The 14644-nt window shown below is 63.5% G+C and carries 9 protein-coding genes; 1 reads left to right on the forward strand and 8 read right to left on the reverse strand.

Annotation, left to right across the window (positions count from 1 at the left end; translation table 11 throughout):
• Positions 1–100 precede the first annotated feature (100 nt).
• From E4Q23_RS01770 to E4Q23_RS01805, 8 genes are all read right to left on the reverse strand, one after another.
• Positions 101–454: a hypothetical protein gene (locus E4Q23_RS01770; protein ID WP_169065039.1), complete on the reverse strand. Its 354-nt coding sequence runs from the start codon at positions 452–454 to the stop codon at positions 101–103.
• 63 nt (positions 455–517) lie between these two features.
• The gene (locus tag E4Q23_RS01775) at positions 518–3085 is read right to left on the reverse strand and encodes an arylsulfatase (protein WP_169065040.1); all 2568 of its coding nucleotides are present in this window, start codon (positions 3083–3085) and stop codon (positions 518–520) included.
• 54 nt (positions 3086–3139) lie between these two features.
• On the reverse strand, positions 3140–3985 hold the full coding sequence (locus E4Q23_RS01780) for a hypothetical protein (RefSeq protein ID WP_169065041.1): 846 nt from the start codon (positions 3983–3985) through the stop codon (positions 3140–3142).
• A 46-nt stretch (positions 3986–4031) separates the two neighbouring features.
• Positions 4032–5231, reverse strand: a complete 1200-nt coding sequence (locus E4Q23_RS01785) for an NnrS family protein (protein ID WP_169065042.1) — start codon at positions 5229–5231, stop codon at positions 4032–4034.
• A gap of 150 nt (positions 5232–5381) precedes the next feature.
• Positions 5382–6944 carry a glutamate--cysteine ligase gene (gshA, locus tag E4Q23_RS01790; RefSeq protein ID WP_169065043.1) on the reverse strand — a complete coding sequence of 521 codons (1563 nt, stop codon included), beginning with the start codon at positions 6942–6944 and terminating at the stop codon, positions 5382–5384.
• A gap of 93 nt (positions 6945–7037) precedes the next feature.
• Entirely contained in the window at positions 7038–10223 is a 3186-nt protein-coding gene (locus E4Q23_RS01795) for an efflux RND transporter permease subunit (protein ID WP_169065044.1), read from the reverse strand.
• A complete protein-coding gene (locus tag E4Q23_RS01800) occupies positions 10220–11302 on the reverse strand; it encodes an efflux RND transporter periplasmic adaptor subunit (protein WP_169065045.1) in 1083 nt (360 codons plus the stop codon). Before E4Q23_RS01800 ends, E4Q23_RS01795 begins: the two co-directional genes overlap by 4 nt.
• A 119-nt stretch (positions 11303–11421) precedes the next feature.
• Positions 11422–12438: an AraC family transcriptional regulator gene (locus tag E4Q23_RS01805; RefSeq protein ID WP_169065074.1), complete on the reverse strand. Its 1017-nt coding sequence runs from the start codon at positions 12436–12438 to the stop codon at positions 11422–11424.
• A gap of 165 nt (positions 12439–12603) precedes the next feature.
• Here E4Q23_RS01805 and E4Q23_RS01810 point away from each other — a divergent pair, with 165 nt between their 5' ends.
• Positions 12604–14619, forward strand: coding sequence for a sulfatase-like hydrolase/transferase (locus tag E4Q23_RS01810; protein WP_169065046.1), 2016 nt, complete (start codon positions 12604–12606; stop codon positions 14617–14619).
• The last annotated feature ends 25 nt before the right edge of the window (positions 14620–14644 follow it).

Genomic DNA, 14644 nt, shown 5'->3' on the forward strand with positions numbered 1-14644 from the left:
TGGTGCGGGCTGTGCTGCGGGCTACCCGCGGCTGGCCGCTGGTCGGAAAAAGGAAACCGAAACAAAAACAGGCCAGGCTCGTTTTCGCCCGATGTTGTCCCTATCTGGCGTTCACCTTGTCCAGTGCCTGCTCCCGAATCAGCAGCGCGGTCAGAAGGGCGTGCAGGACGACCGCGGGCCACAGCAGGATGCCCGTCGAAATGCCGGTGAAGCCAAGATAGGCGAGGTACAGCGTGACCGCTGCGCCGTAGACCAACATGCCGAGCCGCGGCGGGCCGGGCCAGCAGGCGAGCCCAAGGGCGATCAGGGCAATGCCGGCGACGCGGGCGACGGGTATGGCGATGCCCGTCAGCTCCTCGCCCAATAACAGGCGCCCAACGAGCGATGGGAGGATCAGCAAGGCCAGGCCGGTGGCGATTTCTCCCGCCGCGGCGAAAACCAGGGCCGATCTCATGGCCCGGCCTGGCCCTGGCTGCGCAGCTCGCTCACGCGACTCGTTTTGCGTAAGCGCCGATCCTTAGCGCTTCTGCGCATCGCTGGCCGGTGCGGCCGCTGCTGCCGCCGCCGGCGCGACCGCGGCAGGCGCGGCTTGAGCAGCCGCGCTGGGCTTTGCGCTCTCTTCCGGCGGGAAAGGTTCGAGCTTGACGGTCAGCTTGTCGATCGTGCCGGTGAACTTGAACGGCGTGTCGTAGCGATACTCGATGAGGGCCAGCGGCGTGCGCGTGTCCTCGCCGACGTCGAAGGTTTCGTCCTCCGGGAAGGTGATCGGGACGGTGTGTTCCATGGAATTCCTGGCCACTTCCTTGCCGTCCACCGAGAGAACACCCGTGCCGCCCTTGGCCAGGCCCGGACCATCCGACTTGAAGTCGAAGACGATGGTGTGCTTGCCGGCAGCCAGCTCGGGTCCTTCCCAGGTCGTGCGCTTGAGATCGAGCAGGTTGTAGAGGAATACCACCTTGCCCCGGCCGACGCCGAAGTCACCCTTGCTCAGGAACAGGCCATAGCCGCCGAAGCGGCCGCCCTGGGTGACGATCATGCCTTCCGCGCCGCCCTCGGGAATGGTGACTTCGGCGGTGATGGTGTAGGACTTGTCAATGATGCTCGGCGCAGTGCTGGCCGGCACGCCGGTCAGGCCGCCCGCATAGCTGAACTCAGTGCGCCCTGCCTTCAGGCTCGGCCGCGGCGTATTCCAGCGCGTCAGCGTCGTGTTGTCGAGCGGCAGCACGTTGTACTTCGCCGCCTCGACGTAGAAGATGCCCTGCATCTGCTTGAGCTTATCGGGCATCGTCGCCGCCAGGTCGTTGTTCTGCGTCGGATCCTCGATGACGTTGTACAGCTCCCAGCGGTAGCCGGTGATCACATCCGGCGGTTTCGCGCTGCTCAGCTCCCAGGGGCGCGTCGCCGGGGTGGTGGCCGCAACCCAGCCATCATGATAGATGGCGCGATTGCCGAGCATCTCGAAGTACTGCGTTGTGTGCCGGGTGGGCACGCCGGCATTGGCCTGGTTCCAGGTGTAGGCCATGCTCGTGCCTTCAATCGGCAACTGCTTGATGCCCTTGATCGTCTCGGGTGCCGGAATGCCGGTCGCCTCGAGGATCGTCGGAACGATGTCGATGACGTGGTGGAACTGGCGACGGATGCCGCCCGGATCGCCGATATGGCCGGGCCAGGACATGGCCACGCCCTGGGCCGTGCCGCCGAAATGCGACGGTACCTCTTTCATCCACTTGAACGGCGTGCCAAGCGCCCACGCCCAGGCCGCCGAGTAGTGCGGAAAAGTCCGCTCGGAGCCCCAGAACTCGTACCACAGGAACTGGTCCTTGATCGGTACCTCGATGCCGTTGAAGGTGGTGAACTCGTTCGGCGTGCCGTTGACCATGCCTTCGGCGCTGGCGCCGTTGTCGCCGCTGATGTAGATGATCAGCGTGTTGTCGAGCTCGCCCAGGTCCTCGACCGCCTGGATGACGCGGCCGATCTGATGATCGGTGTAGGCCTGATAGGCGCCATAGACGTCGGCCTGCTTGATGAACAGTTTCTTCTCCTCGAAGCTCAGCGAGTCCCACCGCGGCAGCTTGGCGCCGCCGTAGATCTCCTGTCCGTCCGGCCAGGGCGTCAGTTGCGCGTTCTCGGGCATGATGCCCAGCCGCTTCTGGTTGGCGAAGATCGTCTCGCGCAGCTTTTCCCAGCCGTCATCGAACAGATGCATGGCGCTGATCTTGTCGATCCATTCCTTCGTCGGGTGGTGCGGGGCGTGCGTGCCGCCCGGCACGTAGTAGACGAAGAACGGCTTCTCGGGCGCCAGCTCCTTGAGCTGCTTCATGTACTGGATGGCCTCGTCGGCCATCGCCGTGGTCAGGTTCCAGCCCGGATTGCCCTGAAAAGGATAGATCGGCGTGGTATTGCGAAACAGGTTTGGTTGCCACTGGCTGGTGTCTCCACCCACAAAGCCGTAGAAATACTCGAAGCCCATGCCGTTCGGCCACTGCTCGAACGGTCCGGCCTGGCTGTTGGCGAAGAAGGGCGTGTTGTGGTCCTTGCCGAACCACGAGGTGGCGTAGCCGTTGTCTTTCAGGATGGTGCCGATGGTGCCCTTCTCGATCGGGATGATCGAGTCGTAGCCAGGGTAGCCGGTGGCGATTTCGCCAACCACCCCGAAGCCCACCGAGTGATGATTGCGGCCGGTGATCAGCGCCGCCCGCGTCGGCGAGCACAGCGAGGTGGAGTGGAAGTTCGTATAGCGCAGACCACTCGTTGCGATGCGGTCCAGCGCCGGCGTCGGGATGACGCCGCCGAAGGTCGACGGTGCGCCGAAGCCGTCGTCGTCGCTCATGATCAGCAACACGTTCGGCGCAGCTTTCGGCGGCACGACGCGCGGCGGCCACCAGGGGGTCGACTCCGAGGCCTTTTCCTTGATCACTCCGCCGAATTTCGGATCAGGGGGCGGCAGCTGCTTCCCGCCAAGGGTGGTGGTGGCGCTCGGCGAGCCAAGGACTCCGGTGACCTGCTGCGCCTTTGCTGCGCCGACGACCGAAAGGGCTGCGAAGAAGAAAAACAGCAGCGCCGCTATGCAGCGATTCCTGGACATGGACCGACTCCCCCGGGGTGAATATGGTTCGCATTATGCCAATAATGGCCGCCGTCAGGTACTGATAGTCGGAACCCTGCGGCTAGCGCGTACCCCGATACTTCCGATGGTCAACAAGGCGAAGATCACCGCCGCGAGCAAAAGCCCCGGCACAGTCCGCCAGTCCACGACCGGGTAGCGCAGGGCCGTCAGCAGCTGCAGCAGTGCAAACACCAGGTAGGCGAAGTTTGCGACCCGGATGCGGGCGCAATTGTTTTCGTGCGCCGCGGCAAAGAGGCTGACGCCGATGGCGAGATAGAAGCTGCCGACCATGCGTGCCGTGAGCGGGCTCAGGGACCATGGCCAGAGTTGTTCCGCACTCCCTGGGGCCAGGAACAGGGCCGCCCCCATCAACACCATCATGCCGCCCAACAAGCGCTGACCGAGGCGCAGGCCGGCGGCTAGCGCCATGCCGGACGGTGGCCTCGTCGCCGCTTGACGCCACTGCGTCCAGAGGGCGGCGAACAGGCCCGGCACCAGTGCGACATAGAGGACGAGCCAGCTCCAGGCCCAAACCCTGGCGGTCCACAGCGGGCTATGGAGATGGAACTTGTCGAGGTGCAGGAGAGTGGCGATGAGAATCGAAATGAGTCCCGTGGCCACTACCCAGATGCCCACTCGCACCGCCCGCCAGTCCGATTCGCGCAATCCCTGCCCCAGCGCCGTGGCCACCGCGAGGTAGCCGCAGCCGAGGAATGAAGCCGTGATGGGCGGCTTGATGGTCCACGCGAAGTAGGCACTCGTCTGCTCGCTGAGCAGAAACAGCGAAACTCCCGCCGCGGTGACGAAAACGAAGGCTGCCCGCATAAAAAGGCGTGCAGCCTTCGTGAACGGGGTGGCAGCGGGCGGGCTGGTAGGCATGGTAACAATCCTCACACAGGTTGGCGTTTTCGTCACTGCCTGCTGGCTAGCCTGGTTTGCCGTCGAGCCGCGCGCGTGACAGCACTGGCCAGTAGCGAATCGCGTACAAGGTGAAGGCCAGCGACCAGCAAATCCCCGAGCCGATGAGCGTGCCCAGGTAGGCGTCGGGGAAGATCATCCCGCCGAAGACGCGGATCAGCGCGGCGCACAGGACCAGCACGAAAGCGGCGATCTCGTAGCGGTCGGCGACCAGGGGACGGCCGGTATGGCCGCGCGCCGTACGGGTCATCATGCCCAGGGTCATGCCGCCGATGGCGCCGATGGTCAGTGCATGCAGCGCCAGCGCCTCGGCGACCAGGCCGAGCGCCGCCGAGGCGCGCAGTACGAGGTACACGACGATCCAGGCGTAGGCCGCATGCAGCACCCACACCAGCGGTGTGCGCAGGGTTCGCCAGGGTTGCCAGAGGTAGAGCCGGGCTGCGTGGGCCAGGGCGGCGGTCAGCGCGATGATCGTGATCAGCGCCGCGGGAGCGGGTAGAACGTCCGCCACCAGCAAGAGCAGAACGCTCCCCAGGGCGAGCTTTTCAATGAGCGGATGGCGGGTCGCCAGTGTTCCGGGGATGCCGTTGTTGGTGAACATCGGGATCACGCGCCCACCCATCACCGCGATGATGAACAGAACCATGTCGAGCCCGACCAGCAAGCTGGCTCGTTCGGGCCAGGCCAGCAAGCCGAGCCAGGAAAGATGCATCGCCAGCACCGCTGCGCCAAGCAGCATCAGCAAGGGGACGAAGAAATAGTTGCGCTGGTTACGGCTCTTCCACAGCGGAATGGCTAGCGCGATGGCGGCCGCCACCGGCAAGGCGGCGTTGGCGATCGCTGCCGCCATCGCGTAGGGCGTCAGCATCAGGACCCGCCCGGCGACCCACAGTAGCGCGAAAGCGAGCAGGGCGGCGCCGCTCGGTGTTGGCTGTCCGGTCCAGTTACGGCTGGCTGTGAACAGAAAGCCGACGATCACTGCCAGCGTGTACCCGAAGAGCATCTCGTGACCGTGCCAGGCCGGGCTGTGTGCCAAAGCGGCCGGCAGATAGCCGGCGTATTGGGCGATCCAGAGCGGAATCGACAGCGCGGCGAAGATGCTGGCGAGCAGGTAGAACGGACGAAAGCCCAGCGCCCAGAGGGCGAATTTCGCCGCCGGCACGCCGCTTGGCGCTTGCCGTTCGTCGATAGTGCTCGGTTTGGACATGGCGATAGTCATCCGGGGAAAGTTGGTTTGGGTGCCGGCGGCGCGCGCAGAGACGGTGATTGCGCCCAGCTTCCGATCGAGATTTGGCTACTGAACTCTATCCGCGCGCCAGGGTTGTTTCCAAGGACGCGAGTCCTGGGCGCTTGCCCTCTATGCGTAGTAACTCGCCACGTAGTCCTCAAAGGGCCCCTGCGGCAGCGATTCCAATCGCTGTTGCTCGGCCAGCGAGGCTTGCACGCTGGCCTCGAACCTGGCCAAGGTAGCCGCGTCCAGCGACTGGGCCAGCAAGCTCTCGTGGTGCTGCTGGGACTGCTGCATGGCGAATTTGAAGTAGCCTTTGTTTTCCCTGGCGGCAAGCAGCACCTGGGCCGACGGCGTCGTCTCCGGGTGATCAATTCGCGTGCGCAAGCTGGCCAGCGTGCGGCTGTAGTTATCGCCACCGTAAGCCACATCCAGCATCTGCGCAAAAGGCTGCATGTCGTCAAACAGGGCGTGTGCAATGGGCCGGAAAGCTTGTTCGCGGTTGTACACCAGCAGGGTCAGGTCAGGCTGGCGGCCCTGGTTGACGATACGGGTCTGGTTTTCGTCGTTCTCCCCCTGCTCGCGAGCCGAAATGGGCGGACTCTGATGAAAAAGGCACATCAGCAACAGGATGTCGGCAAAGGTACTTTGCGCGGGGACAATGCCGATGTCTACGAACGGGTTCAGGTCAAACAGGCGCACTTCCAGGTATTCGACACCGTATTTCTTCAAGGCCAGCGCCGGGCGCTCGCCGGCCTTGGCGACGCGCTTGGGCCGGATGCCGGCATAAAATTCGTTCTCAATCTGCAGCAGGTTCGCGTTGAGTTGCTTCCAGCGCTCGCCTTCGCGCACGCCCAGCTTTTCGTAGAACGGATCAGGGGTGCGAATCGCCGTCTCCAGTGCCCGGGTGTACTCGGCCAGCGAATTGAAACTGACGTGCAGTTGATCTTGCGCCCGGTTCTGATAGCCCAGGTCGCTCATGCGCAGGCTGGTCGCGTAGGGGCGGAACAGGGTGCCTGGAACGAGCTCCTGGAGGCCTGAGCGGCGGCCTTGCAGGAATGACTGACAGATTGCGGGCGAGGCACCAAACAGGTAGGGAATCAACCAGCCAAAACGCATAAAATTGCGAATCAATCCGAAATAGCGCTCGCTGACAAAGTCCTGCAGGCTGCCTGTTCCGGAGCAGCAGCCTTTCAAGATCACCCAGAACTCCTCAGGCAGCGACCAGTTGTAGTGCGAGCCGGCAATCGTCTGCATGTGCCGCCCATAGCGAAGGCCCAGGCCTTCGCGATAAACAGACTTCATTTTGGCGGAGTTGGAGCTGCCGTAGTTGGCGATGGCGATGGTCTTGTCGTCGCCGACGACGCAGGGCATGGAACCTGCCCACATGATTTCTCCCCGCATCTGCCGGGCCGTGAAGCGGTGGATGTCGCGCAGGAAATCCAGGGGAAAGGCCGGGTCTTGTGATGGAGGGGTGATGAACTCCAGCAGCGCTTCGGCGTAGTCGGTGGTAATCCAGGGGTGGGTGAGTTTGGAGCCCAGCGTCAGGGGGTGAGGGGTTTGCGCTAGATAGGCGCTGGCGTCTACGCGCAAGCATTCGCGCTCGTAGCCGCGCGTGATAGCGCGCAAAACCTGCGCGTGATCTGGCGAGAAGAACTGCCGCATCTCATCGCAACATGTGAACTTCAACATTAGCCGTCCTTCTTTGCGTAAATCGGGGTTGCGTCCGCCGCTCTCCAGCCGCCTGTCGGATGTTCCCGGGGCGATGAGCCGTGCCTCAGAGAATCATGGATTTTCACGCAAGCGAGTCTTTTCATGGGCAGCTTTGTTGTCGCTGCCCGCCAGGCTTTCCATTCCACGTGCCTGCTCATCGCTGGCCGCCAGTTCCATTTCCAGCTGCCGGTGGACGCGATTTGGCGAGCCGGTATGCCTGGCCAGCAGGTCGTAGGCGACGGGCACCACAAAGAGGGTGAACAAGGTGGCCGAGAGGATGCCGCAGAGCACTACCGTGCCGATGACCGTGCGTGTTTCCGTGCCGGCACCGGCTGACAGGAGCAGCGGAACGGCACCGGCGGCGGTAGTGATGCCGGTCATGACGATCGGGCGCAGGCGGATTTCGGCGGCCTCGATGAGGGCGGCGCGGAAAGGTCTGCCGGCGTCGCGCAGCTGGTTGGCAAATTCGACGATCAGAATGCCGTTCTTGGCGGCAAGGCCGACGAGCATGATCAGGCCGATCTGGCTGTAGAGGTTGAGTGTCTGGCCGGAAAAATAAAGGCCGAGGAGTGCCCCGGCCATCGCCAGCGGCACGGTGAGCATGATCACGAAGGGATGGATCCAGCTCTCGAACTGCGCGGCCAGCACCAGGAAAACGATGACCACGCCAAGCACGAAGGCAAAGAGGATGGTGCCGCCGGTCGACTTGAAGTCCTCCGACTGGCCCTTGTAGTCGATGATCACTTCGCTGGGCAGGTGTTCCCGGGTCAATTTCTCGAGGCTGCGCAGAGCGTCGCCCAACGCAACGCCTTCGGCGAGATTGGCTTCCAGGGTGATCGCACGCACCCGGTTGTAACGGTTGAGCTGAAGCGAATCGGCAAACTCCTCGAGCCGCACCAGGTTGCCAAGTGGTATCAGTGCCTGCGTGCGCGCCGAGCGGACGTGGATGTTCTCCAGACTGGCCGGGGTGCGCTGCGTGCCGCGCTCGCCTTTCAGGATCACGTCGTATTCTTCGCCGGCATCAATATAGGTGGTGACTTTCCGCGCGCCGAGCACCGTTTCCAGCGTCCGCCCGATGTCGCCGATGCTGACCCCGAGTTCGGCGGCGCGGTCGTAGTCGATCACCACGCGCAGTTGCGGCTTGGTCTCCTTGTAGTCCCAGTCCAGTCCGACCAGGCCAGGGTTGTTGGCGTTGATCTGCTCGACCAAAGTGTCGCGCCATTGCGCGAGTTGTTCATAGGTGCCGCCGCCGATGACGAACTGCACCGGTTTCTGGATGCGCGAGCCGAAACCCTGGCGCATGACCGGGAAAGCGCGCACGCCGGGCAGATCCTTGAGACGTTGGTTGACATCGGCCATGATTTCCCAGGCCGAGCGTCGCTGCGACCAGTCGCTGAGGACGTTGATGACGATACCGGTATTGAAGATCTCGAAATTGCCGAAGGCGCGCGGTGCGCGCACCAGCATGCGTGCGATCTCGCCGCTTTCCACCAGCGGCATCAGGCGCTGCTCGATCTCGGTCATGTAGGCCGCGATGTAGGGGTATGAACTTCCTTCCGGGCCACTGACCATCACGTAAAAGACGCCCCGGTCTTCGCGCGGCGCGTACTCATCGGGGATGTTCCGGTACAGCCATATCGAGCTGGCAAGCAGGGCGAGAAAGAGCAGGATAATGATCCAGCTGTGCCGCAGGGAGCCTTGCAGCAGGGTGTGATAGCTCTTGCGCACCCTGCCGAACAAGCGATCGACAAGCCCCGAAAGGCGCGCGTGCTCGGCATCCTGGCGCAGGATCTTCGAGGCCAGCATCGGCGACAGAGACAGGGCAACAAAACTCGAGAAACACACGGCAGCCGCCATGGTCAGCGAAAACTCGGCAAACAGGCGGCCGATATTGCCCTGCAGGAAGGCAATCGGCACGAACACCGCAACCAGCACGACGGTGGTGGCGATGACGGCGAAACCCACCTGGCGGGTGCCGCGGTAGGCGGCCACGAGACGCGTTTCGCCGTACTCCTGCATGCGTCGGTGAATGTTCTCGATAACCACGATGGCATCGTCGACGACCAGGCCAATGGCCAGGACCAGCGCCAGCAGGGTGAGGATGTTGAGCGAGAAATCGAGCGCCAGCAGGACCATGAAAGTGGCCACCAGCGAGACCGGCACGGTCACCGCCGGTACCAGCATGGCGCGCAGACTGCCGAGGAAGAGAAAAATCACGCCGACGACCATGGCGATGGCGAGGAAGAGCGTCTTGTAGACTTCGTGGATCGCGCCCTCGACGAAGACCGAGCTGTCATAGCTCTGCTTGATCGCCATGCCCGCCGGCAGAGTGCTGTTGATGCGCTCCATCGCTGCCTTCGCCGCCTTGGCGACGGCCAGAGTATTGGCCGTGGACTGCTTGGTGATGCCGATGCCGACCATCGGCACGCCGTTGCCGCGGAAGAAGAGGCGGTCTTCGGTGGTGCCGCGCACGACGCGCGCGACGTCGGCGAGGCGTACCAGGTAGCCGTCGTCACCGCGTGCCAGCACCAGCTGCGCAAAGTCCTGCGCGGTCAGGAAACTGCGCTGCGTGCGCACCGTGAACTGACGGTTTTCGGAGTCGATACTGCCGGCTGGCAGCTCCAGGTTTTCGGCGCGCAGTGCGCCCTCGACGTCGGCGACCGTGAGTTTGCGCGCCGCCAGTTCGCGGCGGTCCAGCCAGATGCGCATGGCGTATTCCTGGCCGCCGCCGACGCGCACTCGAGCGACGCCGTCGAGCACCGAAAAGCGGTCCATCAGGTAGCGCCGGGCGTAGTCGGTCAGTTCCGGGATGCTCATGCCGTCGCCAGCCAGGTTGAGCCACATGATCACGTCTTCATTGCTGTCCTGCTTCTGGATGTCCGGTGGCTCGGCTTCCTCGGGCAGGTCATCGACGATCGCCGAGACGCGGTCGCGAATGTCGTTGGCGGCGGCATCGATGTCGCGACCAACGGCGAATTCGAGCGTGATTCGCGAGCGCCCATCTTCGCTGCTCGAGGCAATGAAGCGAATTCCCTCGATACCCGAAATACGCTCTTCGATCAACTTGGTGACGCGGTTCTCGACGACGTTGGCGGCCGCGCCCGGGTAGCCGGTCTCGACGGTAACGATCGGCGGATCGATGTCCGGGTACTCGCGCAGCGGCAGGCGCTCGAAGGAGAGCAGGCCGAAGGCGATGAGCAGCAGGGACATCACCGAGGCGAACACCGGCCGGGTGACCGATACGTCGGAGAGAATCATGGGGTAGCGACGCCGCCGGGCAGCGAGCGCAGCAGTTCGGCCAGGTTGCGGCTGCCATCGTCAATAGCAATGATATGGACCGCCTGCCCGGGGTGCAGCTGCATGTGGCCGTGGGTGATGACCTGTTCGTCCACCGCGACGCCCTTGACGACTTCGACCAGCCCGGGGCGACGTCCACCGATCTGCAATTCACGCTTGTCGACCTTGCCGTCCGCGTTGACCACGAAGACGAACTGTTGCTCACCGAGCGGCAGCAGCGATTCCTCCGGGATGAGCAGTGTCGTGCGCGGCTCCTGCTGTACAAGGACGTTCATCAGCAGGCCGGGCCTGAGCAGGTGCTCGGGGTTCGGCAGCGTCGCGCGCACGCGAATCGAACGGGTGACCGGATCGATACGGCTATTCACCGCCTTGATCGTGCCGTGAAAGCGGCGTCCAGGAAAGGCGCGGCTGCTGGCGCTTACCTCCAGGCCGGGGCGCAGCACCTCGAGGTAAGTAGCGGCGACCGGAAACTCGAGTTTGACGGCGCTGTCGTCGTCGACCGTGGTGATCAGGTCGCCGGGCTCGACCAGTGCCCCGACGCTCAGGTCGCGCAGGCCGACAACGCCGGCGAATGGCGCCTTGATCAGTCGGTCCGCCAGGCGCGACTCGATGGCCGCCAGTCGGGCGCGCGCCGTTTCCCAGTCACGCTGGCGTTCGTCGAGAAGCGATTTGGCTGCGGTGCCCTTGGCGGCCAGCGACTGGAAACGCTGATACTGACGCAGCGCTTCGCTGACCGTGGCGCGCGCTTCCTCGAGCTGGGCGTGCTCCTCGCGGCTGCTCAATTCGGCGAGTAGCTGGCCCTTTTCGACCCGGTCGCCGTCGTCGAAGTGGAGGGCGCTGACGGTTTCCGTGACCGTTGCCGTCAAGGCGACCGATTCCCTGGCGGCGACCGTGCCCAGCGCTTCGATGCTGTCGGCGAACTGGATCTGGCGGGCCGGAGCGACGATCACGCTCGCTGGCGGCGGGTCCGCTGCCAGGGCCGGGCCGCAGAGCAGGGCCAGGCTGGCAAGCAGCAGGTGCAGGTGGGTGTTGCTGCGCATGGGTCTCCCATCGGTTTGCGCGCTATCTATTCAGTGTGGATACGCGTTCGCATAGTAGCAGCTAGGCCAACTGACCGCAGCGGTCGGGCGAAGTTCGGGCGTGGCGCGAGCAGGCGCGGTCAATGCTGCGCACGCCACTTGCTGGGACTGCAGTTCGCCCAGCTACGAAACGCTCGCGAGAAGGCATTCGGATCGTCGTAGCGCAGCGCAGCGCCAATCGCCGACACGGACAGGGCGGTATTCTGGAGGAACTGCTGCGCAAGCTCGAAGCGCGTTTGATTGATCAGTTGCTGGAGGTTCGTTCCTTCTTCCTCCAGTCGCCGCCGCAGCGTTCGTTCGTGGACGGCAAACAGGCCCGCGACCGCCTTGGCCGAAGCCATGCCGCTGAGCAGCATTTGCGGCAGCATGCTTTGCACGCGCTCGGAAAAGCCCATCGGCCCCCTGGCTTCCGCATCCCGGATCGCTGTGCTGACCCGCTCAAGGCGATTCGCGTCGGCGCCTTCGATTTCCTTTCCCAGCCAGGACGGAGCGAATATCATTCCCGACACTTCGGCCTCGAAGGCAACATTGGCGCCGAACAGCCGGTGATACGCGGCGGTACTGGCGGGCGGCGCGTGCAAGAACTGTGCGCGCAGCGCCTTCCAGGAAGATCCGCACAGCTCGGCAAGGATGCGGTAGCCGATCATGATCGCCGCATCCTGAATTTGCGTGAGTGCTGGCAAGCCGTGGTGGAAAACCGAATACCCGAGAACGACACGGGAAGGGTCGGGAGTGAGCAGTAGCGGCGCTGCGCCTCGGTCGTGGACGTGGAAATACCGTAGCAGGGCACGAATCGCCTCGCCGAGCGGACCGAGGCTCTGCAACTCGAAGCGCTCACCGACCAGCAGTCCGAAATGAAGGCAGCCGGTGAGCGCCACGGAGGTTTCAAAAAGAACGCCCAGGGCCTCGATCGCGATCCTGTTGTCGGCATTGTCGAATAGCCGCTGATCGATTCTGGCCAGGGCAAACACGTCCTGCGGGCTGACTCCCAGTTCGCTGAGGACGAGCGGGATTGCGAGAATCGGGCCGACGCAAATCTCCCCTCGTCTGCTGGTCGTCAGTGAATCCAACGACGGCCCTTGCGCTTGGTGTTTCATGACCACGGGTCTGCTCCCTGGGTGTAGTAAGTCCGTGCGTTTTGTGCGGCCCGGGCACTTCAGCTCGGCGATCAACACGGCAAAAGAGAATCTGTCCGGAACTGCAAGGCATCATATGCCCCAAAGTTGCAATATTTAACAGGCATGACTATTCGGGAGGAAACCATGTCCAGGATTCGCAGTTTCACCACCACCCTATGCCTGCTCCTCACTGCCCTGCTGGTGGCCAGCCCGGCCACGGCGCAGCAGGTCACCGGCACCCTGGGGTCACCCAGTGCTACCACCAGCATCAGCGCTAAACAACTTCCGGCGCCCGATCCGGCGTTCGGCGGGGTCATCAAGGACGACGCGCTGCAGTCGACGCCCTGGTGGGCGCCGCGCATCGTGCCGCCGAAGGGTGCGCCGAACGTGTTGCTGATCATCACCGACGACGCCGGCTTCGGCGTCCCCAGCACTTTTGGCGGTGTCATTCCGACGCCAACGATGGACCGTATTGCCAACGAAGGCTTGCGCTACAACCGTGTGTTCTCGACCGCCCTGTGCTCGCCGACGCGCGCGGCGCTGATTACCGGGCGCAATCACCACTCGGCCGGTTTTGGCGTGATTTCCGAGCAGTCCACCGGCTTCCCCGGCTACAACAGCATTATCGGCAAGGACAAGGCAACGATCGGTCGCATTCTGCTCGACAACGGCTATTCCACAGCCTGGTTTGGCAAGGACCACAACACGCCGGCCTTTGCCGCCAGCCAGGTCGGGCCTTTCGATCAGTGGCCGACCGGCATGGGCTTCGAGTACTTCTACGGTTTCGTCGGCGGCGACGCCAACCAGTGGCAGCCGAACCTGTTCCGCAATACCACGCAAATCTATCCCTTCGAGGGCAAGCCGGGCTGGAACCTCATCACCGGGATGGCTGATGATGCCATCGACTACATGACGCGCATTCATCAGACTGACCCCAGCAAGCCGATCTTCATCAAATACGCGCCCGGCGCCACGCACGCACCGCATCATCCGACGAGAGAGTGGGTGGAGAAGATCAGGGCGATGCACCTTTTCGACGATGGCTACAACAAGCTGCGCGAGACCATCTTCGAGAACCAGAAGAAGCTCGGCGTGATCGCCAAGGATGCGAAGCTGACGCCCTGGCCCAATGAGCTTCTGAAGCCCTGGGATCAACTCGGCGCGGAGGAGAAGAAATTGTTCATCCGCCAGGTCGAGATCTTCGCCGCCTATGCCGCCTACAACGACCACGAGATCGGCCGCGTGATCCAGTCCTTCGCGGACCTGGGCAGGCTCGACAACACGCTGATCATCTACATCAACGGCGACAACGGCACCAGCGCCGAGGGTGGCCCGCTGGGTACCCCCAACGAGGTGGCGTTCTTCAACGGCCTCAACGAGATTCCGGTCGACGTGCAGATGAAGTTCTACGACGTCTGGGGCACCGAGCTCACCTACAACCACATGTCGGCCGGCTGGTCATGGGCCTTTGACACGCCGTTCGACTGGTTCAAGCAGAACGCCTCCCGGCTCGGCGGCATCAACCAGAACATGGTCGTGTATACCAAACCGATGGTCGGCTTGCCGCAGGGTGATTCGCCGTTCCTGCTGGATGCGTCGTACACGATTACGGCGGAAATCACCGTCCCCGAAGGCGGTGCCGAAGGCATGATCCTGACCTCGGGTGGGCGCTTTGCCGGCTACGGCTTCTACCTGCTCAAGGGCAAGCCGGTGTTCCTGTGGAACCTGGTCGATCTGATGCGCATCAAGTGGGAGGGGCCAGAAGCTCTCGCTGCAGGTAAGCACACGCTGGAGTTCGACTTTACGTACGACGGTCTCGGCCTCGGCACGCTCGCTTTCAACAACATGAGCGGGCTCGGCCGTCCCGGCACCGGCACCCTCAAGGTGGACGGCAAGGACGTGCAGACCATCAACATGAAACGTACCTTGCCGATGATCCTGCAGTGGGACGAGAGTTTCGACATCGGTTCCGACACCCTGACCGGGGTGAACGACACCGACTACAAGCCGCCATTCCCGCTGACAGCCAAGCTCAACAAGCTCACGATCAAGGTCGATCGGCCGGAGCTTACGCCGGAGGACATCAAGAAGCTCGATGGTGCGCAGGCCGAGGCGCTCGACGGCAAACCGCTGACTCGCGTGCAACCCGCGCCCATGTAGTCGGCAAGCGGGCGGCGTACAGCGC

The organism is Candidatus Accumulibacter phosphatis, from assembly GCF_012939955.1.
GTDB classification, from domain to species: Bacteria; Pseudomonadota; Gammaproteobacteria; order Burkholderiales; family Rhodocyclaceae; genus Accumulibacter; species Accumulibacter delftensis.